At 33.6% G+C, this 25,156-nt stretch carries 23 protein-coding genes; 12 read left to right on the top strand and 11 right to left on the bottom strand.

What is annotated here, in order from left to right:
- Positions 1-183 precede the first annotated feature (183 nt).
- The 8 genes from CELAL_RS05010 (at position 184) to CELAL_RS04975 (ending at position 5,699) form a co-directional block, all read left to right on the top strand.
- Positions 184-870: a response regulator transcription factor gene (locus CELAL_RS05010; protein ID WP_013549826.1), complete on the top strand. Its 687-nt coding sequence runs from the start codon at positions 184-186 to the stop codon at positions 868-870.
- Entirely contained in the window at positions 870-1,919 is a 1,050-nt protein-coding gene (locus tag CELAL_RS05005; protein ID WP_013549825.1) for a sensor histidine kinase, read from the top strand. The genes CELAL_RS05010 and CELAL_RS05005 overlap by 1 nt, the downstream gene beginning before the upstream one ends.
- 104 nt (positions 1,920-2,023) lie before the next feature.
- Positions 2,024-2,695, top strand: coding sequence for a tRNA (guanosine(46)-N7)-methyltransferase TrmB (trmB, locus tag CELAL_RS05000; RefSeq protein ID WP_013549824.1), 672 nt, complete (start codon positions 2,024-2,026; stop codon positions 2,693-2,695).
- A gap of 3 nt (positions 2,696-2,698) precedes the next feature.
- The gene (locus CELAL_RS04995; RefSeq protein ID WP_013549823.1) at positions 2,699-3,328 is read left to right on the top strand and encodes a LysE family transporter; all 630 of its coding nucleotides are present in this window, start codon (positions 2,699-2,701) and stop codon (positions 3,326-3,328) included.
- 2 nt (positions 3,329-3,330) lie between these two features.
- Positions 3,331-3,675 carry an MGMT family protein gene (locus CELAL_RS04990; protein ID WP_013549822.1) on the top strand — a complete coding sequence of 115 codons (345 nt, stop codon included), beginning with the start codon at positions 3,331-3,333 and terminating at the stop codon, positions 3,673-3,675.
- 228 nt (positions 3,676-3,903) lie between these two features.
- Positions 3,904-5,055, top strand: coding sequence for an Mrp/NBP35 family ATP-binding protein (locus tag CELAL_RS04985; protein WP_013549821.1), 1,152 nt, complete (start codon positions 3,904-3,906; stop codon positions 5,053-5,055).
- Positions 5,056-5,057: 2 nt separating this feature from the next.
- The gene (locus CELAL_RS04980; protein WP_013549820.1) at positions 5,058-5,297 is read left to right on the top strand and encodes a NifU family protein; all 240 of its coding nucleotides are present in this window, start codon (positions 5,058-5,060) and stop codon (positions 5,295-5,297) included.
- Between the two features lie 72 nt (positions 5,298-5,369).
- The gene (locus CELAL_RS04975) at positions 5,370-5,699 is read left to right on the top strand and encodes a 2Fe-2S iron-sulfur cluster-binding protein (protein WP_013549819.1); all 330 of its coding nucleotides are present in this window, start codon (positions 5,370-5,372) and stop codon (positions 5,697-5,699) included.
- A 74-nt stretch (positions 5,700-5,773) separates the two neighbouring features.
- Here CELAL_RS04975 and CELAL_RS04970 read toward each other — a convergent pair whose 3' ends face one another.
- On the bottom strand, positions 5,774-7,510 hold the full coding sequence (locus CELAL_RS04970) for an ABC transporter ATP-binding protein (RefSeq protein WP_013549818.1): 1,737 nt from the start codon (positions 7,508-7,510) through the stop codon (positions 5,774-5,776).
- A 152-nt stretch (positions 7,511-7,662) separates the two neighbouring features.
- On the opposite strand from CELAL_RS04970, the gene CELAL_RS04965 reads away from it, so the two are divergent.
- Together CELAL_RS04965 and CELAL_RS04960 are read left to right on the top strand one after the other, a co-directional pair.
- Entirely contained in the window at positions 7,663-9,843 is a 2,181-nt protein-coding gene (locus tag CELAL_RS04965; RefSeq protein ID WP_013549817.1) for an acylase, read from the top strand.
- Between the two features lie 169 nt (positions 9,844-10,012).
- Positions 10,013-10,792 (top strand): hypothetical protein, encoded by a 780-nt coding sequence (locus tag CELAL_RS04960; protein WP_013549816.1) that lies wholly within the window; start codon positions 10,013-10,015, stop codon positions 10,790-10,792.
- A 78-nt stretch (positions 10,793-10,870) separates the two neighbouring features.
- On the opposite strand, the gene CELAL_RS04955 is transcribed toward CELAL_RS04960, so the two are convergent.
- The 4 genes from CELAL_RS04955 to CELAL_RS04940 all read right to left on the bottom strand — a co-directional run bounded on the left by CELAL_RS04955 (position 10,871) and on the right by CELAL_RS04940 (position 17,138).
- A complete protein-coding gene (locus CELAL_RS04955) occupies positions 10,871-11,689 on the bottom strand; it encodes a hypothetical protein (protein ID WP_013549815.1) in 819 nt (272 codons plus the stop codon).
- Between the two features lie 245 nt (positions 11,690-11,934).
- A complete protein-coding gene (locus tag CELAL_RS04950) occupies positions 11,935-12,585 on the bottom strand; it encodes a carbohydrate-binding protein (RefSeq protein ID WP_013549814.1) in 651 nt (216 codons plus the stop codon).
- A gap of 100 nt (positions 12,586-12,685) precedes the next feature.
- Entirely contained in the window at positions 12,686-13,339 is a 654-nt protein-coding gene (locus tag CELAL_RS04945; RefSeq protein ID WP_013549813.1) for a hypothetical protein, read from the bottom strand.
- A gap of 67 nt (positions 13,340-13,406) precedes the next feature.
- Complete coding sequence (locus tag CELAL_RS04940) at positions 13,407-17,138, bottom strand: BamA/TamA family outer membrane protein (protein ID WP_013549812.1); 3,732 nt, start codon at positions 17,136-17,138, stop codon at positions 13,407-13,409.
- A 222-nt stretch (positions 17,139-17,360) separates the two neighbouring features.
- Between CELAL_RS04940 and CELAL_RS04935 the strand changes: the two genes are divergently transcribed.
- Positions 17,361-17,789 (top strand): PepSY-like domain-containing protein, encoded by a 429-nt coding sequence (locus CELAL_RS04935; RefSeq protein WP_013549811.1) that lies wholly within the window; start codon positions 17,361-17,363, stop codon positions 17,787-17,789.
- 3 nt (positions 17,790-17,792) lie between these two features.
- Here CELAL_RS04935 and CELAL_RS04930 read toward each other — a convergent pair whose 3' ends face one another.
- A complete protein-coding gene (locus CELAL_RS04930; protein WP_013549810.1) occupies positions 17,793-18,686 on the bottom strand; it encodes a metallophosphoesterase in 894 nt (297 codons plus the stop codon).
- 113 nt (positions 18,687-18,799) lie between these two features.
- Here CELAL_RS04930 and CELAL_RS04925 point away from each other — a divergent pair, with 113 nt between their 5' ends.
- A complete protein-coding gene (locus tag CELAL_RS04925; RefSeq protein ID WP_041557533.1) occupies positions 18,800-21,184 on the top strand; it encodes a cell surface protein in 2,385 nt (794 codons plus the stop codon).
- An 8-nt stretch (positions 21,185-21,192) separates the two neighbouring features.
- On the opposite strand, the gene CELAL_RS04920 is transcribed toward CELAL_RS04925, so the two are convergent.
- From CELAL_RS04920 to CELAL_RS04905, 5 genes are all read right to left on the bottom strand, one after another.
- A complete protein-coding gene (locus CELAL_RS04920) occupies positions 21,193-21,576 on the bottom strand; it encodes a hypothetical protein (RefSeq protein WP_013549808.1) in 384 nt (127 codons plus the stop codon).
- Positions 21,577-21,583: 7 nt separating this feature from the next.
- Positions 21,584-22,003, bottom strand: coding sequence for a GreA/GreB family elongation factor (locus CELAL_RS04915; RefSeq protein ID WP_013549807.1), 420 nt, complete (start codon positions 22,001-22,003; stop codon positions 21,584-21,586).
- 32 nt (positions 22,004-22,035) lie between these two features.
- Complete coding sequence (locus tag CELAL_RS04910) at positions 22,036-23,325, bottom strand: Glu/Leu/Phe/Val family dehydrogenase (protein WP_013549806.1); 1,290 nt, start codon at positions 23,323-23,325, stop codon at positions 22,036-22,038.
- Between the two features lie 15 nt (positions 23,326-23,340).
- Positions 23,341-23,508: a hypothetical protein gene (locus CELAL_RS22320; protein WP_013549805.1), complete on the bottom strand. Its 168-nt coding sequence runs from the start codon at positions 23,506-23,508 to the stop codon at positions 23,341-23,343.
- A 328-nt stretch (positions 23,509-23,836) separates the two neighbouring features.
- Positions 23,837-25,156, bottom strand: a complete 1,320-nt coding sequence (locus CELAL_RS04905; protein WP_013549804.1) for a sigma-54-dependent transcriptional regulator — start codon at positions 25,154-25,156, stop codon at positions 23,837-23,839.

The raw sequence follows: 25,156 nt of genomic DNA, 5'->3' as shown, positions 1-25,156 counted from the left end.
CGTTAACTTAATGTTACGATATTAAATCAATGTTAAGTGCTTTAGTCGTAATTGTATTATCTTTACTTTTGAGCGATTAACAAACTAAAAGGCTTTAGGGGTAATGATTGCAAGTTGTTGATATACAGCGATAAGAATGTAATTTATGCCATAGAAAGTTCCAGAATTTAATTCAAGTATCAAATGAAAAAGAAGGACATTAGAATATTATTGGTAGATGATGAGCCAGATATTCTTGAGATTTTAAGTTACAACCTAAGCGCAGAAGGCTATGAAGTTTTTACAGCTAAAAATGGAGCGGAAGGGGTAGCTAAGGCAAAAAAGAAACAGCCACATTTGATCATACTAGATGTTATGATGCCAGAAATGGATGGTATAGAGGCATGTGAAATTATCAGAAATACGCCAGGTTTAGAAGAAACGATCATTACATTCTTAACAGCACGTAGTGAAGATTATTCTCAAGTTGCTGGTTTTGATGCTGGAGCAGATGACTATATTACAAAACCTATAAAGCCAAAAGTATTTGTAAGTAAAGTAAAAGCTTTATTAAGACGTTTAAAAGATGAGGAAGCCGCTGCAGAAGACATTGTGAAAGTAGGGAACATTGTCATAAATCGGGAGGAATATAAAATTGTGAATGACGGTCAAGAATTAGTGCTGCCAAGAAAAGAGTTTGAGTTGTTATCATTACTTACCTCTAAACCTAACAAAGTATTTAAAAGAGAAGTTATCTTAGATAAAGTGTGGGGTAATGAAGTTGTTGTTGGCGGAAGAACTATTGATGTTCATATTAGAAAGCTTCGGGAGAAAATAGGAGATGATCATTTTAAAACCGTAAAAGGAGTAGGGTATAAGTTTGTGTTATAATGGCAATATCCTTTAAAAAATCATACAAATTTGCATTTCGCTCAGCGACTTATATTACGGTAGCAATAACATTATTCTTATCTACTTTCTTGTGGTTAAAGGATGAATTAGACTGGTTGCTTCTAATTGTGTTTATGCTGATTACATTTACCGTTTGTTTTTTTGTAATTCAACTTCGGGTAGAAAAATTTATTTACAAACGAATCAAAAGAATCTATGATGATGTTTCATTATTAGAATCTTCTAGTTTGGCATCGCGTACCGTAACTACAGATATGGGTACGCTAACTTCTGAAATTGAAAAATTTGCGAAAGACAAAAAAATAGAAATAGATACCCTTAAAATTCGTGAAGAATACCGTCGCGATTTTATAGGGAATGTTTCGCACGAATTGAAAACGCCTCTATTTACGGTGCAAGGCTATATACTTACCTTGCTAGATGGTGCTGCGGATGATAAAGTGCTCCGTAAAAAATACCTACAACGGGCAAGTAAAGGGGTAGACCGTTTAATTTATATCGTTAAAGATTTAGATTTAATAACCAAATTAGAAGTGGGTGATTTAAATGTAGAACTAAGAGAGTTTAATATTGTAGAGTTAATTCAGAATGTGTTTGATCTTTTAGAAATGAAAGCAGCCAAGAAGAATATCTCGCTCACTTTTGATATGAAATACAAGACACCTATTTTGGTTAATGCGGATAGGGAAAAAATTCAGCAAGTAGTTACCAACTTATTAGTAAACTCCATTAAATACGGTCATGAGAACGGTACCACAGAGGTAAGTGTTGAAAATCTTATTAAAAATAAGGTGATTGTTAGGGTGACGGATAATGGAGAAGGAATTTCAAAACAGAATATACCTAGACTTTTTGAGCGTTTTTATCGTGTTGATAAAAGCGGAAGTAGAGAAGAAGGTGGGTCAGGATTAGGCTTGTCTATTGTAAAGCATATCATAGAAGCACATAATGAGCGTATTTATGTAGAAAGTGTGCAAGGTGTAGGGTCAGAATTTTCATTTACGCTTGAAAAAGTAAACCCAAAGTAAACCACTTAAAAGTATAAATATTCTTTTGTTTAGATATTCTCATATTGCATCATTCTTAATGCTAAGATTTTAGTAGTTTTGCCGATTCAATAAATATTACAAAAGTGGGGAGTAAAAACAAGTTAAAAAGGTTTAGAGAGAACGATACATTTGAAAATGTTCTTCAACCTGATAGAGACGATGTTCAGAAGGGTTTGTGCGATTTGAAAGGAAAATGGAGCGAATTTTTCAAGAATGATAATCCTATTGTTTTAGAATTAGGATGCGGTAAAGGAGAGTACACGATTGGATTAGCAAGACAAGATAAAAATAAAAATTTTATTGGGGTAGATCTTAAGGGTGCACGTTTCTGGCGTGGTGCTAAAACTGCAAAAGAAGAAGGCTTAGCTAACGTGGCTTTTCTAAGAACGCAAATAGAATTAATTGATTTACTTTTTGCAGAAAATGAAGTTTCTGAAATTTGGATTACCTTCCCAGATCCACAAATAAAATACAAGCGCACAAAACATAGGCTTACCAATAAATTGTTTTTAGATAAATACAACTACATATTAGACGAGAAGGGTGTTGTAAATTTAAAGACAGATAGTGAATTTATGCACGGCTATACCTTAGGGCTTTTACATGGATTAGGACTTGAAGTTATATATGCCAATCATGATGTGTATAAAAACGAAGGCAGTCCTAAAGAGGTCTTGACAATTCAAACGTTCTACGAAAATCAGTATCTTGAGAAAGGAAAACCTATTACTTTTACTCAATTTAAAGTCAATTAACTAATGGCGCATTTGCTACTTTTATTTTTTGCGACCTTTTCGGCTGCCTTTATAGCAACCGTACCGCCAGGGTTATTGAATATGAATGCGGCAAAAACTAGTGTAGAGAAGGGTAAGCTCAACGGAATCATATTTAGTCTTGGCGTTTCTTCCATGATTATGATTCAGGCGTATATCGCCGTGCTTATTTCAAAATACCTACACAACCACCCAGAAGTAGTCGCTGTTTTATTAATAATAGCATTAGTCGTATTTGCTTTTTTATGTGTCTACTTTTTTATTCTTGCAAAGCGGAATACTGTTAAAAAACAGAAGACGATCAATGTTAGTAAGAAAAATAGTTTCTTTAAAGGGATTTTCTTAGCGGCAATAAATTTGCTCACTATTCCTTATTATAGTGGTCTTAATGCCATGTGGAAGGCGTCGGGGTGGATTAAGTTTGAAATCACGGATATCGTAATTTTTGTACTTGCTGCAGGAACAGGAACCTTTGTGGTACTTTATATTTATACTATTTATTTTTTTAAATTAGAAACAAAAAATAACGCCTTCTCTAGAAACTCCAACTATATATTAAGTGGATTAATGGGCTTGCTTTTTATCATCACATTATTCAGAATTTTTAATCAATAAAAATGAAAGAAGAGAATCAGAATTTCTTTCAGAAAGTATATGAAGTGGCTAAGTTAATTCCATACGGTCGCGTAACATCGTACGGAGCAATAGCCAAATATTTAGGTGCTGCCAGAAGTGCCAGAATGGTAGGGTGGGCAATGAATGCTTCTCATAATATGGAAGATGTACCGGCGCATAGAGTGGTTAATAAAAAAGGATTGTTAACAGGAAAGCATCATTTTGATGGAACAAACTTAATGCAGCAACTTTTAGAAAATGAAGGTGTTGAGGTTATAGAAAATCAAATTCAAAATCTTGATGCTCTTTTTTGGGATCCATTTTTAGAACTAGAAATAGATTTATAATTAGTTTAAAAGTTGCAGAAAATATCAGATAGTCCAATCTTATCTAACAATGTTATATTTCAATTTCTTGTTTTCTTAATATCCTTTCTAAACCGTATCTTTGTAGCTGAGAATCAGTTTTAATAGAACTGGATGATAATACGTGATTTTAGGGTTCTTTTCTAAGTTTTTTTTGAAATGAATTCATGAAAATTACGTCTTACAGATAAACAGCAGTAAAATACTCAGATGAAATTAGAAAAAAAAGATGTTCTTAAAGCTCTAGAACAAATTACAGTACCAGGAGAAGGTAAAAACATGGTAGAAAGTGGTGCTGTAAAAAATATTCAGATTTTTGGTGATGAAGTTGAGATAGATGTAATCATTGCAAACCCAAGTCTTCAAGCAAGAAAAAAGACCGAGGTAGAAATTTTGAAGATCATACACAAAGAGGTTTACGAAAAAGCAAAGATAAAAATTAACGTTAAGGTAGAGGCTCCGGCAACAGCAGCAGGTAAACCAAAGGCTAACGAAATAAAAGGGAAGCCACTTCCTGGGATTAAAAATATTATTGCTATAGCCTCCGGTAAAGGTGGTGTAGGGAAATCTACAGTGACAGCAAATTTAGCCGTAACCTTAGCTAAAATGGGCTTTAAAGTAGGTTTGTTAGATGCTGATATTTACGGGCCATCAATGCCAATTATGTTTGATGTTGCTATGGAGAAACCCCTAGCAGTAACTATAGAAGGTAAGTCTAAAATGAAACCCGTAGAAAGTTATGGTGTTAAGTTACTTTCTATTGGCTTTTTTACACAACCTAATCAAGCAGTTATCTGGAGAGGACCAATGGCGTCTAAGGCATTAAATCAAATGATTTTTGATGCACATTGGGGAGAAATAGATTTTATGTTGATAGATTTACCTCCTGGAACAGGTGATATTCATTTAAGTATTATGCAAGCAATGCCAGTTACTGGTGCTGTAGTCGTAAGTACTCCGCAAGAAGTTGCTTTAGCAGATGCGCGTAAAGGTGTTGCCATGTTTCAGCAAGACTCTATTAACGTTCCTGTGTTAGGTATCGTTGAAAATATGGCGTATTTTACACCAGAAGAACTTCCGGATAATAAATATTATATCTTTGGAAAAGAAGGTGCTAAGCATCTATCTGAAGATTTGAAAGTGCCTTTCTTAGGAGAGATTCCTTTAGTGCAGAGTATACGAGAAGCGGGTGATATTGGTAGGCCTGCAGCAATGCAAGAAGGAACTCCAATAGCGAAAGCTTTTGAAGAGATTACTAAAAATGTTGTGCAAGAAGTAGTAAACAGAAATGAAGAGCTACCGCCTACAGAGGCAATTAAAATAACGACTATGGCGGGTTGCTCGCCGGTTAAAAAGAAATAATTATGACATCAGAAGAACTAAGATTAAATGTTGAAAAAGCGTTGGAAGAAATTCGACCTTTTTTGCAAAGTGATGGTGGTGATATTTCATTAGTTTCTATAGATAACGATACTTCAGTTAAAGTTAGATTAGAAGGCGCTTGTATAGGGTGTACTGTTAATCAGATGACTTTAAAGAGTGGTGTTGAAATGACGATTAAAAAGTATGCTCCTCAAATAGAAGAAGTGATCAATTTAGCTTAATTAGTAGTAATAAAATAAAGTAATATTCCCTTGGACTTAAAAATCTATGGGAATTTTTAATATGAAGTAACCATGGCCGATATTAAAATTAAAATTATAGATCGAGAAGGGGTCGCACACGAAGTAGATGCACCAACAGATATGAACATGAATGTCATGGAATTAGTTCGTGCTTACGAATTAGCTCCAGAGGGTACTATTGGTGTTTGTGGAGGTATGGCAATGTGTGCTTCTTGTCAATGTTATGTGCTAAATGATGTGGCTTTACCAGAAAAATCTGACGATGAGGATGCTATGTTAGCAGAAGCTTTCTATGTAAAAGATAACAGCCGTCTAGGATGTCAAATTCATCTTACGGATGATTTAGAAGGGCTGGAGTTAGAATTGGCTCCTGAGAGTTGAAAATAAAGTTTGAATAAATTTAAAAAGGCTAGTTGACAGTGATGATATCGCTTTAAACTAGCCTTTTTTATGTTTTATATTCTTGCTTGATACGTAAACAAGTTATAGTAACGACCTTCTTTTGCAATTAAATCGTCATGCGTTCCTTGCTCTGCAATCCTACCGTTTTCAATGACCAATATTTGATTGGCTTTGCGAATGGTGCTTAACCTGTGGGCAATAACAAAAGTAGTTCTCCCTTCGGTTAAGGTGGCTAAACTTTTTTGAATTAAGGCTTCACTTTCCGTATCTAAATTAGACGTTGCTTCATCTAAAATTAATATTTTGGGATTTGCTAAAACGGCTCTAGCGATAGCAATTCTCTGACGTTGGCCACCAGATAATTTTACACCGCGTTCCCCGATTAAAGTGTCTAGCCCTTTTTCAAATCGATCTGTAAATTCATTTACATAGGCAGCTTCTACCGCAGCACGTAATTCTTCTTCAGAAGCATTTGGTCTTGGGAATAAAATATTTTGACGGATAGTGCCTTCAAACAAAAACTCATCTTGTAGCACAACACCAAGATTTTTTCGGTAACTGTTAAGGTTTACTTTAGATACATCATTACCGTCTATCGTAATCATACCCGATTGCGGATTTAAAAACGTAGCGGCTAAACCTGCTATAGTAGATTTTCCCGAACCAGAACTACCTACTAAGGCAACTACATCACCAGAATTAACTTCAAAATTTATATTATGGAGTACATCTTTATCTTCTTCATAAGCAAAAGAAACATCGTTAAAAACGATTTTTCCTTTTATGTCCTCTAAAACAATCGTTCTATTTTCTTCATCAGACTCGGGAGTCATATTCATTAATTCTTCGGTACGGTCTAAGCCCGCTAATGCTTCAGTTAACTGACTTCCAATGTTGCTCATTTGTACAATCGGAGCAATCATCAATCCTAATAAAAAAGTAAAGGTTAAAAATTCACCTATGGTAAGTTCATCCATCATTATTTTATACCCGCCAATTCCCATAATTCCCGTAGTAGCTATACCCAATAGAAATGTACTAGAACTAGTCATAAAAGCCGTGGCTGTTAAACTCTTTTTTACATTCTGAAACAGTTTATCAACACCTTCTTCAAATACCTTACTTTCTTGCTCTTCAGCATTGAATCCTTTAATAACTCTAACCCCGCCTAAAGTCTCTGTTAGTCTACCCGTTACTTCAGCATTTATTTTACCTCTATTTCTAAAAATTGGTCTTATTACTTTAAAGGCTTTTAAAGCAATAATAGCAAATATAGCTAGTGGTACTAAGGTGAATAAAGTCATAGAAACACTCGTCTGTAGTAATAAAATTAAAGCGACGATAGCTGTGATAGATCCACCCACTAATTGTACTAATCCTGTACCTATTAAATTACGAACTCCTTCAACATCAGACATAATTCTAGAGACTAAAGCTCCAGATTTTGCATTGTCAAAAAACCGAATAGGTAATGAAAGTACCTTTTTTTGAACTTGTGCTCGTAATTCGGAAATCAGGTACTGTGCTTGTACACTTAAAATTTTAGTCAGTAAAAATGAAGTAACAGATTGTACTAAAATTGCTAAAGCTACAGCGGCTACCAATAATTTTAAAAGGTGTATGTTTTTATTTGGGATAATATCATCCATTAAATACTTAAGTGATAATGGAGCTACAAAACTTGCTGCTTTACTAATGACAATTAATAAAAGCCCTATAAATACAAGGTTTCTCCTTGGCCAAATAATCGTTTTGAATGCGGTAAGAATACTCACTTTTTTTTCTGCCATAATTGAAAATTACAATAAATAAATAAAATGCAAAGTTACTTTAAAATGATTGAAATTGTACCTGGTAGTCTCTAGTCAGTTTTTTTTAGTTGAAAATTAGTATTTAATTGTCAAGTCATTTAATTTCATGGTATCAACCTAAAACAACCTTAATGAAAAATTATCTTTTATCGGTTTTTGTAATCGCTTTAATTAGCTGCCAATCAGAATCAAAAACTACTACGGTTCCCGATCAATATGTAGAGTATGTTACTAATGTAGAAATCATTAGAGATGATTTTGGAGTGCCGCATATTTACGGAAAAACAGATGCCGATGCCGTATTCGGACTTTTATATGCACAATGCGAGGATGACTTTAATAGAGTAGAGCAGAATTATATTTGGGCAACAGGTAGGTTGGCAGAGGTAGAGGGGGAAAGTGCTTTGTATAGTGATTTGCGGGCTAAACTATTTATGACCGAAGATGAAGCAAAGGAAAATTATAAGAATAGCCCTGAATGGTTAAAAAAATTATGTGATGCATTTGCTGATGGCGTTAACTATTATTTGGAAACACATCCAGAAGTAAAGCCAAAGTTACTTACCCATTTTGATCCGTGGATGCCTATGTATTTTAGCGAAGGTTCTATTGGTGGAGATATAGAACGCATATCCAGCAGTAAAATAAAAGCCTTTTATGAAAGCGGAATGGAGTTGCCAAAACTACAGCAGTTAGAATTAAAAAAAGAGGAAGAAATGGCAGAGCCACAAGGTTCTAACGGGATAGCAATATCTGGGAAGTTAACCGCTTCCGGAAACGCCTTATTACTTATCAACCCACATACCTCATTTTTCTTTAGAGGTGAAGTGCATGTAGTAAGTGAAGAAGGGTTAAATGCGTATGGTGCCGTTACTTGGGGTCAGTTTTTTGTGTATCAAGGGTTCAATGAAAAAACAGGTTGGATGCATACCTCTACCTATACAGATGTCATGGATGAATTTAAAGAAACTATTCTGGAGGTTGATGACCAGTTGGTATATCAATACGGAGAAGAATTGAGACCCGTTACCGTGGGTGAACTTATACTAAAATATAAAGAGGGTGATAGTATTAAGGAAAAGAAAGTGCCAAGTTATAGAACCCACCACGGACCAATTACACATATGGTAGATGGCCAGTGGACGGCTTCGGCAATGATGTGGGAACCTGTAAAAGCTTTAGAGCAATCTTATATTCGTACCAAACAGACAGGATACAAAGGGTTTAGAGAAATGATGGATATAAGAACCAACTCCTCCAATAATACCGTCTATGCAGATGCGGAAGGGAATATAGCGTATTTCCATGGTAATTTTGTCCCGAAACGGGATACCATTTATGATTATACGCTACCGGTAGATGGTAGTAACCCAAAAACAGACTGGCAAGGTTTGCACACGGTAGATGAAAATATTCTGATTTTAAATCCGGAGAACGGATGGTTTCAGAATTGTAACTCTACCCCATTTACAGCAGCATTAGCATACAGTCCTAAAAAGGAAGCGTATCCTAATTATATGTCTAAGGACCAAGAGAATTTTAGAGGAGTTCATGCCATTAATTTATTGACTGATAGAAGTGGGTATACCATAGATAGCCTCATTAAATTGGCACACGATCCGTATTTACCAGCATTTGAAAAATTAATTCCAGGTTTGGTAGAGGCATATGATAAGGCAGATAAAACCAAAGAATTAGGAGCTCCAATAGAAGTACTGAGATCTTGGGATTTAAAAACTTCTGAAACTTCAGTAGCCATGACTTTAGCGCATTATTACGGAACCATGTATAGTAAAATGGTTGAGGTGCCTAAGGATTTTAGTGATATGGAACGCTTGAATTATTTTGGTACGGATACGCCATTTGAAGAGCGATTAAGAGTTTTTAAGGCAGTACTAGAAAAGCTTGAGGAAGATTTTGGTACTTGGAATATGCCTTGGGGAGAGGTAAATAGATACCAACGCTTAGATGGGGCTATTCATCAAGCTTTTAATGATAGTTTGCCGAGTATTCCTATTGGGTTTGCATCGGGTAGGTGGGGTGCATTGGCAGCCTATGGCGTAAGTTACACCAATGATACTAAAAAGATTTACGGGACTAGGGGCAATAGTTTTGTGGCTGTTGTAGAATTTGGAGCTAAAGTGAAGGCAAAAAGTATGTTGGCTGGTGGGCAATGTGGAGATCCAAAATCACCTCATTTTGATGATCAAATAGCACGCTATGCTGCCATGCAATTTAAAGACGTCGCTTTTTATAAAGACGATGTGTTGAAAAGAGCAAAGGAAACCTATAGGCCGGGAGAGCGAAAGTAATTTCAAGTACTAAAAAGAATTAAAATTTTGAAGACTGTAGCCTTAAAGTCGGGAGACTATGCGGAGCGGGAGAATAAAACTAATACATTTTTAAAATAGTAGGTATTTCAGTTTTTGCGCATTTTTAGCCCTTAGCTTGGTGTTCATCGAAAATAAATACTAAATAAGTTTGGTTTACGTTCGCTTAAAAACAACCAACCAACAAGCCTTTAGTATGATTGTATTCGGACATAATAATTTTAAAATAAAAAGTTTTTCACCTAGAGAACTAGGTATTCCAGAAAATCCTGGTGATCAAAGGATAACTCTAGAGGTACGTCAGCGTTATTTTCATTTATTTTGGATTCCATTCTTTCCTATAGGTAAAGCCTATGTCGTTAGAAAAGAAGGCGATAGTAATATGTACGAGATGCCGCTTGAATTGCAGCATCTACTATCACAAAGAGATGATATAAAAACGCCTTGGTATTCATTTGCTCTTATCTTTTTGGCGCTATTTATTGGAGTGTCTTTTTTCGGAAATGAAAAAATGAAAGATATCAAATGGGAAAATAGATTCTATGCAGAGCAGGCAGATCAGAAGATGCAGGTTAAATATCCGACAACCGGAGATTATTACAAATTTAAAGCTTTTGAATGCTCAGATACCAATAGCCGTCCTGCAGAAATCATAGTGAAAGTTATTGCTTATGATGAGGATAGCATAGAGTTTTCAAGTGCATACATGAATATTTTAGATAGTAATCAATATTCCTATTCAATTCAGTCAGAAATAAATAAAAATCTTGATTACCGCTACAACTCTTTTGAACTGAAGAAAGAAGACATTATGAATTCGTTCCTTAAAGAATACAGAGACTATGGTGATGATGTCGTTTTAAAGGATATGAATTGGTGCTATGTATTTAAAGGAATGGATAGAGAAAAACTTGATGTAGCGCAGAATTAAAGTTTCAGGTGTTTACTGGATAATAAAAAAGGACTAAATCTTATAAGATTTAGTCCTTTTTTTATACTGGTGTTTTTATTAATAATTGATAACTGTAAAGTGTTTTTTACATGCCGCTAATATCGCCTTTCGGATGTTGTTTCTGTAATCTTCATTAATCTTCTGAGAAGGACTTTCATTCATGAACCCGCCCTCACGATATTCAATTTGATCGCTGTTCGTAGCAGTAACATTAAATTTTAAGATTGGATAATTTTTTTCTATGTCTATGGCTGTGATGGATGCAAAAAATAACCCAGAAGAGAAATTATCAGCAGCATCTAATTTTGGATCCATAACACTATAACCTTCTATAATAAAGGCCAAGCTAATGTCTTTAAATTGCTCTAATTCTTCTTCGTTTAAACTGGTACAGCTTATATCTAATGGGGTATCGGTACAAGAATATAAATGTTCCAAGACATCTTTTATGTTTTGCTTGGCAAATTCATTATTCTCTTTAGCAATAAAAACTGCAGATTTAGAAGGGACATTACTTTTTTCTTTTGCTCTAAATTCAAAACTAGAATAGTTTACGCTTTTGCTTTTGTCTGTTACAATGTAGTTGGGAAAATTTATAAAGTTAATTGCGGAGCTTCGGTAAAATAGGGTAGAATCAGTAGATGCTTCCTTGAACGTGTTTGTAGAATCTGCTAATTTATGAAGGTTGGTTATTTTAGCGATAATAGCAGCGCTATTTTCTTTAAAATACAAGCCTTTGCTTTTGGTAAGTGTTTCTTTCTTTTCTTCGTATTCTTTTTGTGCCGTCAAGTATTTTGTTTCATCTACTTCTGGATTTTTATCAACACAAGAAAATAACAAACTACTTAATAATAAGGTGGTAAAGAGACTCTTCATTTGGCGGTTTTATTGGTGGTTGTCTCTTAGAAACGGCTCAAACTACATATTATTTTAGAACTAAAGCACTATTGTAGGCCTTTTGGATTAAATTTTTAGATGTTTAATTAGGGTGATACCTAAGTGACTAAACGTTATAACAGACTTATTGGTTAAAAGGTACGGTACTTATGAAAAGTGATAAAGAAAGGATAGCTGGTGTGTATAGGGATATTACTTTTTATAGGGGGACATTTACAATAGTATTAATCCTTGGTCACTATAAAAGTAGCTACGCTGCCCGCAGATAAATTCCATTGATTGGCATAAAGCAATTTACCTTCATCATCGTACACATTAATTTGTGCGGTATTTGGGCTAGAAGAACCTTCATTTAATGCTTTAAATTCTATTCTGTTAAAGCCTTGTTTAAGATCTACATTAACTCCCTTGAAGGCTCCCGTTAGAAATAATTTTGGATCAACAACCTCTCCGTTTACAGAGATACTCACTAAATCTCCATCTACATATTCGTGATCACGACAAACAATACCAATAAATTTTCCATTGTTTTTAATATCACCTAAATACATATTGGGAAAATGTTTGCCCTGACTTTCGCCTGAGTTTTCACCAAATTTCGGATTCAATTTTAAATCTTTTCCAGCTTGGACCAGCTCTTTATTTGGTAACATAGAAATAGTAGTCTTTGAAGAATCCTTCATGTTGTAGTCTTCTTGCTTTTCTAATAAGTCTGGCATATTCAAAGATAGGTTGGTCTTCTTTTCGGGAGTTAATTTTAAATCACTAGGAGTTTTGCTTTCTATTTTCAAAGGCTGTGCCTTAATCACTCCTTCTTGAGAGAAACCTACTTGAAAAAGTAAACCAAAAAATAAAAAAATTAGAAACTGCTTCATAGGTTAATATAGTTGTTAGCTAATAGTAAATTTAGCAAATACCCTGCCAATGAATTTAAAATTGTTGTTAAATTAGACGAGTAGCATCTCCTAACGCTCCTTATTTGTCTTCTAACTCCGTAATTTTCTTTTCGTAAAGCTTTTTACTTTCTACAACCGCAACGTTTAATTCTTGCATGATGCCGTCTACACGACCTTCAATACTTTTCATTTGATCATTAATAGTGTCAAAAGAATTTAATGCAGCTGCTACTTCTAAGGCTTTAACTACTTCAACAGCATCTCCATGCAATAAGCGCAACTTCTCGATAGCTTTAGAAGTATTCTCGAGTGTACCATTGTATTTTTTTCTTGCGCTATTAATTGCTTTTAATAGCGTTTTTTTGCTGTCTTCATCGCTTAGGCTATTGGTTTGCGTTTCCATTGCGGAAAAAAGGTTAGCGGCTTTAGTTTTTAAATCTTCGTATTCTTTATTCAATTTCTCTACACGATTGTTTACTTTTTCCCAATCTCCATAAACCTTAGCAAATTCTTTATCTTCATTTTTAGTGTCTTCTAAAGCGCTCTTTAAGGAGTTGAGGGACTCTAGACCAGAATTGACAATCTTATTTGCATTTTCTTTCTTGTTTTCAAAAGAAGATACTTGCGACTTAAATTTTTCTTTTAATCGGATTAAATCTTCTGGACTTTTATCTTTCCAACAAGATGTTAGAGAAAGACAGATTATAATAAGTGTAATAGATTTTTTAAACATGGTTGTGTTTTTAAATAGAGTGCTAAATTAATCAAAAATCAACATCTATTTAATTGTATACAATATGCTAAAAATCAAAACCAAATTTAAATTGCACTATGTTGCCCTCAACAGAATTAAAGTATCCAACATTTAAGGTTAAAAAATTATAAGCACTAGCCCATACTCCTACACCTTGTGAAGTATGCCAAACGTTTGAACTTTCATTTTTATTCCACACCCTACCATAATCAAAACTTCCATATGCACCAACGTTTATTGGAGCAACCGGAGTCATATATTTTTTAATTCTAAAGCGTAAATCTGTTGTCTCATAGAAATAAGTTTTTCCAGTAAAGCGTTCGTCTCTAAAACCTCTCAACCCATTGTTCCCTCCTATAGACGGCATATTGTAAAAGAAATATGTGTCTCCGAAAGTAGTACTCACTTCTGCTTTTGTACTCAAAACCAAATCGCCGGAAGATATAAGTTTGTGGCTAATGCCTGTTTTAAACTTTAAATACCCAAATTGATTGTCATTTATTTGCATATTTGCCTTGTAGCCAGCATTCAATCCAAACATAATTGATCTTGAAGGAAAATCTTTAGCATCATCATTATCATAGTAAGCTTCGGTTTCTATTCCTAAATAACGTTGGTTGTCAAACAATTCAGGTTGAAAATTATCAGAATTTAAGTAGCGGTTGTTTTGTTCAATAACCTCAAAAGATTCATACACACCTTTTATTTTTAAAGTGTGATAAGCAATACCCGCATCAAACCTTGTTTTTTCAATTCTAACTCTATTAAAATCTTTATCTAAATCATCATCCAAATTAATAGTTTCATTTCCTATTCCAAAAAAGTTGTTTGAGAATCGATCAGTAGAGTGGTAGGCGCTAATTTCAAAATTCCATTTAGGGAATATATTTGCAAAAACACCATAATAACCTAGTTCAAGAGCTTTAAAGCCAAAATAGTAATTAGCAACAATCTTGTGTTTTTGTCTAAAACCATTACGATTAAACCCTTTGTTTGTGTAAATATTTGTAGCACCTATGTAAAGCCCATCATCTGTTCTAAAACCTATATTAGGAATAAGCATATTAGAATTCTCTTCAAAATAACGCCAATGGTACATGTTTGTATCATAAAGATTGGTCAATTGTTTTTTTGGTTGCTCTCCTTCAAAAACACTAGTCTCATGTTTCCAATCGTAAACTTTTAAATTCTTTTTATTTTGAATATTAAATTTGTCATCTCCATAGCCGCCAATAAAGCGTATAAAAATAGATTTATTAGCATCTCCTGTAACTTCAAAAACATCATCATCGCCCAAACCATACAGCCATAATTCTTTAGTATCCTTTTTATTAAAAGTACGTTCAAATATTATTGGGTTCTCTTTGTCAGAAAGTATTCTCTTAATAACAACTTTTGTTTCACCATTTGGTAACCTTGTAATTTCAAATTTATCATCTTTCTCAGTACCGTGTAATGAAACCATTTTATCTAGATACTTACTATAGGCTTTAGCATCCTGTCTGATAGTCATTAAGCGCAATTTTAAATTATCTTTTATTTCAACGGCAGTAGAATCTTTAACTTCTTTCGGTAAATTGTTAAAAGCGGCATCAATCTTAGCTTCCGTTAAATTTTCTTGGATAAATTTGGCTTCTTCTTCCCAGGTTTTAGCATCATATTTAGTTAAAATAGCTCTGTCTAGACTGTTCCCGTTATTATTTAACCATTTTACATCTTGAATATCGGCGTCATAATTTTGCCACATCCTGGAGTCTGCAGCAAATAGTTTAATTATTTTTAAGGCCTTGCCATCAAATTTGGGGAATGCATTATCACGATCTCTTGGTACCGGTTGAAATTCTTTTTTCCCATCATTTGTTTCATATTCTACCCAACGCCATTGATCTTCATGCCGGTCCCAATCGCCAATTAGCATATCAAAAATACGGGCTCTTATATAAGCTCGTTGGTCAACACTGTAAGATTCATCACTCTTAATTTTTTCGAGCATATCTGTTGTACTCTCAAAGTCTGTTATTTCGCCAGATTCATCAATTTCTCTTCGGTAGCCCTTATGATTTAATTGCTCGTCTGAAGGTCTTTCTTCAATGAAATAAAGTTCATCTCCAAACTCATTATTTAAATCTCCTAAAGTTTCTTGTTTTGGAATGTAAAACAATTCAGGACTTGAGTGGTTTAAGCCTATAGATTTGGCCAGCGGATTAATTACTAATTGCATATAGGGATGAGCGGTGGTAAAGAAATCTGAAATAGTTTCTTCGGTTAGCGTATTCTTATAATCGTTTTCATTATAAGCCACTCCCTTAATTTTAAATTTTAAATATTTTAAAGCGTTTTTTCTTAAGGAACGCATATTGTATTCTTTTCCATTTTTATCAGCAAGTCTAACTGAGAATGATTGATGACCTCCTCCTTCTTTAAGTACTTTCAGTCCGCCATAAAGGGTATCTAACTGTGCGATTTTTGCGGTAACAGGAGTTCCAAAATAAGAACGATACCGTTGTCCCCATAAAAAGGTGTAAAAATCTGATTTGTTTATGGCATCAGTATCTTTAATAATACTTGTTTTTATGGTTTTTGCCTGGTTCTTAGAAAATGTTACAGATGTGGTGTCTTTTTGTAAGCTGGGAAGTATGGAAATATTTTTTTCATCATCATCTTCGGTAACAAAAGTTACCTCGGAGGAACCATCTTCATAATACACCAGTTTTGCGAAACCCTTTTTTCCATAGGTAAATTTGCCTTCAAAATCTAGTGTTCCGCCAATACTACTTAGATTATCTTTAGATAATTTCGTAGCCGATTTTTGACTGAGCGAACCACTAATTACTTGATGAATGCCTCCCCCTGTTAAATATTGTAAGCTCTCTTCATGACCAGAGACAACAGTTATTCTATCTGATGCTTTGGCAAGTGAGCTAACTAATATTCTTAAATATTCATAAGGTCTTGCATTTAAAAGGTCTGAGGAAAAAGCCCCTAAATCTAATACGGTGTTTACTACGGTGCCTACAATTGGCGCTGGAGTCATATGTGATTTAAAGGATTTTTTACCCGCAAACTCCCCGTTGCTAAAAATTGGTTGGTGCATGGCAATCACAATATTTTTACCCTGTCCGTCATTAATGTAGCCCTCTAATTCTTCAGCAAAGCGCATTCGGGTATTTATATCGGTACATTTTTTATTTATATTTTCTAATCTAGACCAATTGCCTGTAAACCATTTAGAATCAATTAATATTAAATCTAAATCATCATTGATTATAATATGCTCAATAGGGCAGGCATTTTTAGGAAAGAATTTTAGCGCATCAGAATCAACGGAGTCTAAATATTCTTCCACTTTTTCTACATCACGCGTGTTGTAGCTTTTCCATTCGTTAACGCCTGGCATAAAAATAGTGTTCCCTTTAAAATTTTCCGTTAAAGCAATTTGCTCTTGAATTAATTCTTTATCTGTGTTCCAGTTTTTAGTGGTTGCAGAAATATTATCTCCTGTAAATAAAAGTGTTGTGTTTTTATCTGCGCTGGCTAACTGTTTTTTTAAAAGTGTAGCGGCAGTTTTGTTTTCAGTAATGGTGTAGTCTCCATAACCGCCTGCAAGAAAAAAGGTATGAACAGGTGTTTTAGAAGTTGATTTTGAATCCTTAATTTCATCTGTCTCTTGCATTTTAAAAGTAGCGCACCCATTTAAAAATAGTATAAAAATAAGATAGGCTATTAAGCGTGTAACACTTAAATATTGAGTAGTATTCTTTCTAAAAGATGCATGCATAGTGTAATGTTGGTTTTGAAGCTAATTTAGTTCAAGAATTAGAGACGGGTCTCAATTCTCAATGGTATAATGCGTTTAAATTTGTTCGTAGCGCGAAGATATAGGTCTAAAAGCTATTTTTTTTAGTTGTGTAGCTTTTGAGCTAGTATTCCTTTTTTTTAAGTTAAACTTTGACTTCCATATTCAGTTTCTTCGCAGCACAACATCTAAAGAAAAAAGCTTATGAGAACCTGTTTATTTTTTTTGACATTATTTATTTCGGTAACCTATATGAGTTGTCAATACCAGGATGGAAAAGTGCCGAAAGTTGTAAAAGAGAATTTTAATGCAAAGTATCCAAATGAGAATGATCCTGATTGGGACATAGATAAAAATGATAATTTTGAAGCTAGTTTTAAAAAGGATGGTGTTCATTATAGAGCTGATTTTAGCCCCAATGGTAATTGGATAGAAACAGAAAACAATATAGATAAGAAAGACTTGCCAGAGGTTATTCAAGATATCATAGATACAAAATATGAAGCCTATAAGATTGTAGAGATAGAGGAGGTTACTCATTATCAAAAAGGATTCTTCTATGATGTTGAAATCACTAAAGACGGTAATAAACAAGACGTAGAGTTTCTAAAAAGTGGTGCAATAATTAATTAGATCTTAGCTCTTATAATCACTTAATTTTTGAGGTCCTTCCAAAAGTACGCGTACCACTCTAAGTGTACCATCTTCAGTCGTAGAAATATGCCATTTGATTAACGAAATTTTGCCGTTTTCAATTTCTAAACCCGTAATGCTTCTTGGGTGTACACAGCTACCATCATTAAAAAAAGGAATGTCTTTGGGTTCTGGAAAACGTGGTCTGTGCGTGTGTCCTACGATGGTGATTAGTAAATTATTTTTAACAATCCACCTTTTTATGCGGCGTTCAATTTTGATTAATTCCGTATAATTTTTTGCGGGACTGGTAGGATCTGCAATACCCCAGACTTGTAATGGTTTCCATAATACGCGCACTAGAAACCTTCCGCAGCGCCAAAAGGTATAATTCCACCAGTCTGCTTGATGGCCATGGGTTAAAAATACTTCCTGATTGGTCTTTCTATGTTTTAAAACAATAGCTTCATTATAGGTAATATCTTGAAAAAGTTCTTTCTCACAACCTTCAATAGGTTCAAAATAGCTACTTAGCTGCTGCTTTACATAGGAATCACTTTTATATACCATATCATGATTGCCCCAAATCATATGCAATCTCCCACGAATATGGAACTCCCGTAGCAATTGAAATACGTTCTTATGAGCGTTAAATATAGATTCGAAGTTTGAATTTTCCCATAACTCATCGCCATCACCTAATTCAAAATATTCATAGCCTTCTTTAAAATAATACTGTAAGGCATGGAAATAGATGTTTCTATTATTCGCAAAATCATCGGCAAAACTGTTATCTCCACGATGACAATCACTAAACAAGATAAATTTTGAATCATCATCAAAAGGTACCGTTTTGGCATTTTCATACGCTCGTGAAAGTCTTGTGCTTGAAGACATAATTTTGTGTTTATGTAAAGTTCTAAAAAACGAAGGTATCTAAACAAATCTAAATACTAAAGTTGTGGATTTTCTTTTGTAATTTTACAGGCTCGATAACGACCAATGAAGATATGATAGATAAGTTGCAATCACCACTTAGTCAGATGATTAGTTTTAATGAAATATTAAAGCAATATGATGCCATGGCTCAAAGTGACGATAGTTATCTGGCTAGTAAGGCTAAGCATATATTAGCTGCTCAGGCACCTTATCCGGAATTGCGAGAAGGTTTTACTGATATTTCATTACTTAAAAAGTATAAAAATGTCATTAAAATTATATTACAAGACACCTTTTCGGAGGTATTAACCAACAATGAAATAAAAACAGCTTCATTACCATTTGATAATGTGGTTTTTAATTCTTCAGAAAGATTTAAAAGAATTTTAGAAAATGCTGGAGGAAAAGAATTTTTACCACACCTTCGTGATTTTCCTGATCATCATTTATATATAATGACCTGTACTATTATTCTAAGTGCACATTATGGGTATTCTATAGATTTTAAAAGACCTTTTTTTTACGATATACCTGATAAAAATGGGGTTATGCGTCATTATCGCATTTTGTATAATGCTGATTTTATGGAGATTCTTCCAACAGAAAAAGCGAAAAATTTATCTAAAGAAGATATTGATGAGCTTTTAGAGAATTTTGACAATTTAGCACTGTGGCAAGAGAAATTTCCTCCACAAAGTTTTATTGGTAAAGGTTTTGTAATTTCTTCTATGTTTGATGTTACCAATGAACATGCTATTTCTGAAATAAAATCTAGTTTAATTGCTAATGATAAAAGAGGGAGCGAGAGTTTCATGTACAACTTGCAGGAAACCTTTAAATCCTTTTTTAGTATTCCAGATATACGTGCTGGTTTTGTAACCTATAACCCTAAGAAAGATCAATTTGAAAAAGTATTTGGTGTTGGCTTGGAGAGTTTTATACTTCAAGATAAGGAAGTAGAGGCTTGTAAAGAGGCACTTTGTCAATCTTCGTATAGTAAGCTTTTGACTGAAAATGGATATTTTTCTATTTCTGATGTGGATAAATATTTTGAACTTTCTGGAGGTATTATGCCTTATAAGAGCCTTAAAGAGCAAGGGATTAAAAGTGTGATTTTTGCACCTATAGCTTCTGAAGGAAACTTATTGGGTGTATTAGAGTTAGTATCTACACAGAAAAACGGACTTAATAGTGTAAATGCTAATAAGCTAGAAGATATTATGCCGTTTATTGTCACGGGAGTACTGCGTTCTATGTCTGAGGAAGAAAATAGAATTGATGCAATTATTCAAAACGAGTGTACATCTGTACATTCCTCGGTATATTGGAAATTTAGAGAGGAAGCTAAGCGTTTTATTGTTGATGGATTAGAAGATAGACAACCTTCATTTAAAGAAATTGTTTTTAAAGATGTGTATCCTCTTTATGGACAAATAGATATAAAAGATTCTTCTTTAGCTAGAAATACAGCTATTCAGCGAGATATAATGATTCAGCTATCTGAAATTAATAAGGTATTAGAATTTGCATGGCAAAAAAATAAATTACCCATCTATGAAGAGTTAATATTTAGAATCAGCAATTATATTGATGAGGTAAAAGAATTGCTAAATACCAACAGTGAGCAAGCGGTATTTAATTTTGTTCAAAATGAAATTGTGCCCGTTTTTGAGCATTTAAAAAATCAGGATAAAGAATTGCTTCAAATGATTATTTCATATGAATCTAGCATTGATATGGGAACAAAGTCATATTACGATCATCGTAGAAATTATGATGAAAGTGTTATGATGATTAACAAAAAGCTATCTGCTGTGATTGATAAAAAACAGAAAGATGCACAGGCAATGTTTCCGCATTATTTTGAACGTTATAAGACAGATGGTGTAGAACACAATATGTACATAGGAGCTTCTATAGTAGATGATCAAAAGTTTGATTCGCTTTATTTAAGTAATTTAAGGTTGTGGCAATTGCAGATTATGTGCGAAATGGAAAATAAGCACTATAATTTAAAGCCAGAGCTTTCTGTTCCGCTTGATGTAGCATCATTAATGCTAGTGTACAATACGTCTTTAGCTATTCGTTTTAGAATGGATGAAAAACGTTTTGATGTAGATGGTACTTATAATGCCAGGTATGAAATCATTAAAAAACGTATTGATAAGTCATATATAAAAGGGACAAATAAGCGTATAACAGAGCCAGGTAAAATGGTCATAGTATACGCTCAAAAAAGTGATGAATTAGAATACCTTCGGTATATAAAATTCTTAAAATCTAAAGGCTATTTTAGCGGAAAACTAGAAATAGTAGAATTAGAAGGTCTTCAAGGTGTTGCAGGATTAAAAGCTATTAGAGCAGATATTTTGTATTCTGTTAAAGATTCTGAAACAGCAGTGAGCACAGATAAAATGTATACTTATGAAGACCTAATTGAAGAGTTTGAAATTTAATTCTGTTCCTAAGTAACTTTAAATTTTAATAAATTATCATATATCTTAGTTTTTAATTGATAGCACAGTTTCATGTGTTCTAAATAGGAAGTTCTGTTTTTTTCATGATTATTTAGATAGTATGTATCACATTGCATACTATCACATTCTCTAATTTTAGACATATTACTTTCACAGCGATATAATATGCCTAATTTTAAAGTGTTACCTCTTTTTAAAGTTTGAATCAATTGATTTATTGAATTATCTTTTAGAATTTTGGTTTCAATTTCAGTAAAGTACTCTAGTTCTGTATTGATAAATTCTAGGTTTTCTATCCAATTTTCAATTTCTGCCTTATCTTTTTTTAGCAGTATTGTAGTGTCCGATTCTGTAAGGTTGAATGTTCTCATTATTTTTTTATAATAAAACATTAATATCAATTTGACTATTCTTCTGCTCTACTTTAGAGACGGTTAATTGTTGTTCACCACTAGGAAACTCCCAAGAAATAGTATCTCCTTCGGCATAACCAATAACAGCAGCTCCCATTGGGGTTAGAATAGAAACTTTATTGTTTTTAAGGTCACTATCTTTTGGTGTTACTAGTTGAAACTCTTTAGTCCAGCCATTATTTGCTGTTATTGTCACGATAGAGTTAAAACGAATCACATCTTTTGGCATCTCATTATTATTACAAACTTTGGCAAAGCTTAATTCTTCCGAAAGTTTTCTAATAGATTTTTTAAAAGTTGTGTCTCTGTGATAACCAGATAAGTGTAAGAAACGTTTTAGCATAACGTATTCTTTTTTCTCAATTGTTATAGTTCCGTATTTCATCTTACCTAATTTAAATTTGATGGCACTCATTATTAAGGGAAAATCCCTCTTTGTACGTAAGCAAGTTCTAATCGTTCAATGGCTATAATGAAAGCTGCAGTCCTCATATCAACAGCTCTTCTTTTTGATGTTTCAATTACTTTTCTAAAGGACTCTTCTAGTTTTTTCTCTAGCTTTTCCATGACTTCATTTAGATGCCATATTTCTCCGTTTCTATTCTGAAGCCATTCAAAATAGCTACAAATTACTCCTCCAGAATTACATAGAATATCAGGGATAATATCAGTCCCTTTTTTTAGTAATATTTGTTCAGCATTAATATCAGTAGGACCATTAGCACCTTCTGCAATTAAATATGCTTTAATTGAAGGAGCATTTTCTTCAGTAATTTGGTTTCCTAAGGCTGCTGGGATACAAATATCACAATCTACACTAAAGAAATCTTTATTTTTAATGGGTGTCGTATTTGCGAAACCAAGAATACTTCCTTTATTCGCTTTAGTATATTCAAAAAGTGTTTCTACTTCAATTCCGTTTTCATTAGTAATACAGCCAAATTGATCTTGAACAGCGACTAGTTTAGCACCTTCTTTTTCAAGAAAATGAGCAGTCCAATACCCTACGTTACCAAAACCCTGAACAATAAATTTTTTATCTTTTAAGTCTATTTTTTTTTCTAAAGCCCAAAATTTAATGTTTAAGAACACACCATATCCTGTGGCGCGATCTCTCCCTTCAGAGCCACCTGCTCCTAAGGGTTTTCCTGTTACAACGTGCATGTTCTTTGAGCGTTCTGAAGGAGATTTTGTAGACATATAGGTATCTAGAATCCAAGCCATAGTTTGTGGATTGGTGTTCACATCAGGAGCAGGAATATCTAATTCTGGTCCTATATTATCGCCTAAAGCATACGTAAACCTTCTGGTGATACGTTCCAATTCTGAAATAGAATATTTTGAAGGATCTAATTGTATACCCCCTTTTGCTCCCCCGTATGGTAAGCCAGCAAGAGATGTTTTCCAAGTCATCCACATAGCAAGAGCTCTAGCGGCGTCAATATCTACCGTAGGGTGGTATCGTAATCCGCCTTTGTATGGTCCTAAAGCGTTATTGTGTTGAACACGGTATCCTGTGAAAATTTCTACTTCTCCATTGTCCATTTTTACAGGAAAATGTACTACAAGTTCATTGTTTGTAATTTCTAGAATCTTTCTAATATTTGAGTTCAGATCTATAATATCTGCGGCATTATTAAACTGGCGCATTACATTATCTAACATGCCTTGTTTTGTAGCCTTTACTTCTTTTGCTTTTGCAATCATTGTTTCTATTTTAGACTAATACCCTTGTGTTTGAATACGTTTAATTGCGTATTCGTTACTATTTAAACTTTCTGTATAATGCTCATACTCGCCACAAGAACTTATGTTTTCTTGGTTACTAGTAAGTACACAATATTTTTGATGTGTACAGGTAGAACAAATACTATTACTATATTTTTCCATAAGCGATTACTAATTAGTATTTTAATAATCTACCTGACTTCCATTAGACCTTAAATCTAGAAAGCCAAGTAGACATCATCAATCAACCACGATTATGATTGTGGTTCCAAACTAAATGTTTAAAACCTAAAAATTCATAGTCTTATGTTAGCAACATTTTTAAATATGAATACTTTATTAGTAGGCAAGTTGTATGCCAATAAAAGATTGTAATTAGGTTTTTAATATTAAAAACCTAAAAATCAATTAATTACATCTGTTTTTGTAGTATTGTTATATCCAAGCCATTGAGGAGAAAAGTCTCGCTTGGGTGTTTTGGTATCAGTAGTTACTTTAGTTTTTCACGTAAAGTTTTACGATCTATTTGAAGGATTTCTGCAGCTTTAGTTTTGTTGTTATTGGTAGAAAAAAGTACTTTTTGAATGTACTCTTTTTCAATTTCGGCTAATGATTTAAGTGAATTTTTAGGGAATTCTATTTTAAATTTTAGGTTTTCAGGAAGATTTTCAACATCAATAATACGATCACTCATGATTACGGCATTTTGTATGACATTTTCAAGCTCTCTAATGTTTCCTGGCCAGGAGTACCTTTCAAGAATAGCCAATGCTTCTTGCGATATGTTTAAGAGCCTGTCTTTATACTCAATGCCATATTTTCGAATAAACTTATCAACTAGTAATTTAATATCGTCCTTTCTTTCTCTAAGCGGTGGCACTACAATTTGGACTACGGTAAGTCTATAATATAAATCTTCTCTAAATAGTTTTTTGTCAATCATTGCAGATAGGTTTTCATTCGTGGCCGCAATAATTCTTACATCTATTTTTTCTGTTTTTTGAGAGCCTACTTTTGTAATTTCTTTTTCTTGTAACGCTCTAAGTAATTTTGCTTGTACAGCCAAAGAGGCATTTCCTATTTCATCTAGAAATAATGTTCCTTTGTTTGATGCTTGAAAAAAACCATTTCTATTTTCATTGGCACCAGTAAAAGCACCTTTTGTATAACCAAATAATTCTGCTTCTAATAAGTTTTCTGGTATCGCAGCACAGTTCACAGCAATAAAAGGTTCGCGAGAAAATTTTCCTGAATAATGAATGGCTCTAGAAACTAATTCTTTACCGGTACCACTTTCGCCTTGCACTAAAACGGTGGCCTTATTGTCTTTAACCCTGTTGATAATATGAGTAATTTTTTTAAAGGAAGGAGAATTACCAATCATTTCAGAATTTAGATCTTCTGTATGTTTGGTGTTTCTAATGGAAACTACTGACGTTTTATTTTCTAAACTCTTTTTTACAGCTAGTTTTAGCTCTTCTTTAGTAAAAGGTTTCGTTAAATAATCTGTAGCTCCAGATTTAATAACGTTTAAAGCCCCATCCAAAGAGGGGAAACCAGTAATAACTAGTTTTGGTATTTTTGGATAATGTTCTGAGGCGTATTTTATAAGCTCTAAACCATCAACTTCTGGCATTTGTATGTCAGTTATTAATAAATCTATTTCTGTCTCTTTAAGAATATATAAGGCTTGTTGCACAGATACAGCTTTGTAAATATGGTAATTTAGTAGTTGCAATTGACGTTGTAGTAATTCTAAAATATTAACATCATCATCTACAATTAAGATATTTTCTTTAAGTAATTGCAT

It is taken from the genome of Cellulophaga algicola DSM 14237 (genome assembly GCF_000186265.1).
Classification (GTDB): Bacteria; Bacteroidota; Bacteroidia; order Flavobacteriales; family Flavobacteriaceae; genus Cellulophaga; species Cellulophaga algicola.
Note: the sequence above shows the minus strand (reverse complement) of the source record. Positions and strands in the feature narration are given on the sequence as shown.

Coding starts and splice junctions, on each gene's coding strand:
- CELAL_RS05010 (WP_013549826.1), top strand. CDS start 184: ATGAAAAAGAAGGACATTAGAATATTATTGGTAGATGATGAGCCAGAT.
- CELAL_RS05005 (WP_013549825.1), top strand. CDS start 870: ATGGCAATATCCTTTAAAAAATCATACAAATTTGCATTTCGCTCAGCG.
- CELAL_RS04995 (WP_013549823.1), top strand. CDS start 2,699: ATGGCGCATTTGCTACTTTTATTTTTTGCGACCTTTTCGGCTGCCTTT.
- CELAL_RS04990 (WP_013549822.1), top strand. CDS start 3,331: ATGAAAGAAGAGAATCAGAATTTCTTTCAGAAAGTATATGAAGTGGCT.
- CELAL_RS04985 (WP_013549821.1), top strand. CDS start 3,904: ATGAAATTAGAAAAAAAAGATGTTCTTAAAGCTCTAGAACAAATTACA.
- CELAL_RS04980 (WP_013549820.1), top strand. CDS start 5,058: ATGACATCAGAAGAACTAAGATTAAATGTTGAAAAAGCGTTGGAAGAA.
- CELAL_RS04975 (WP_013549819.1), top strand. CDS start 5,370: ATGGCCGATATTAAAATTAAAATTATAGATCGAGAAGGGGTCGCACAC.
- CELAL_RS04970 (WP_013549818.1), bottom strand. CDS start 7,510: ATGGCAGAAAAAAAAGTGAGTATTCTTACCGCATTCAAAACGATTATT.
- CELAL_RS04965 (WP_013549817.1), top strand. CDS start 7,663: ATGAAAAATTATCTTTTATCGGTTTTTGTAATCGCTTTAATTAGCTGC.
- CELAL_RS04955 (WP_013549815.1), bottom strand. CDS start 11,689: ATGAAGAGTCTCTTTACCACCTTATTATTAAGTAGTTTGTTATTTTCT.
- CELAL_RS04950 (WP_013549814.1), bottom strand. CDS start 12,585: ATGAAGCAGTTTCTAATTTTTTTATTTTTTGGTTTACTTTTTCAAGTA.
- CELAL_RS04945 (WP_013549813.1), bottom strand. CDS start 13,339: ATGTTTAAAAAATCTATTACACTTATTATAATCTGTCTTTCTCTAACA.
- CELAL_RS04940 (WP_013549812.1), bottom strand. CDS start 17,138: ATGCATGCATCTTTTAGAAAGAATACTACTCAATATTTAAGTGTTACA.
- CELAL_RS04935 (WP_013549811.1), top strand. CDS start 17,361: ATGAGAACCTGTTTATTTTTTTTGACATTATTTATTTCGGTAACCTAT.
- CELAL_RS04930 (WP_013549810.1), bottom strand. CDS start 18,686: ATGTCTTCAAGCACAAGACTTTCACGAGCGTATGAAAATGCCAAAACG.
- CELAL_RS04925 (WP_041557533.1), top strand. CDS start 18,800: ATGATAGATAAGTTGCAATCACCACTTAGTCAGATGATTAGTTTTAAT.
- CELAL_RS04920 (WP_013549808.1), bottom strand. CDS start 21,576: ATGAGAACATTCAACCTTACAGAATCGGACACTACAATACTGCTAAAA.
- CELAL_RS04915 (WP_013549807.1), bottom strand. CDS start 22,003: ATGAAATACGGAACTATAACAATTGAGAAAAAAGAATACGTTATGCTA.
- CELAL_RS04910 (WP_013549806.1), bottom strand. CDS start 23,325: ATGATTGCAAAAGCAAAAGAAGTAAAGGCTACAAAACAAGGCATGTTA.
- CELAL_RS22320 (WP_013549805.1), bottom strand. CDS start 23,508: ATGGAAAAATATAGTAATAGTATTTGTTCTACCTGTACACATCAAAAA.
- CELAL_RS04905 (WP_013549804.1), bottom strand. CDS start 25,156: ATGCAATTACTTAAAGAAAATATCTTAATTGTAGATGATGATGTTAAT.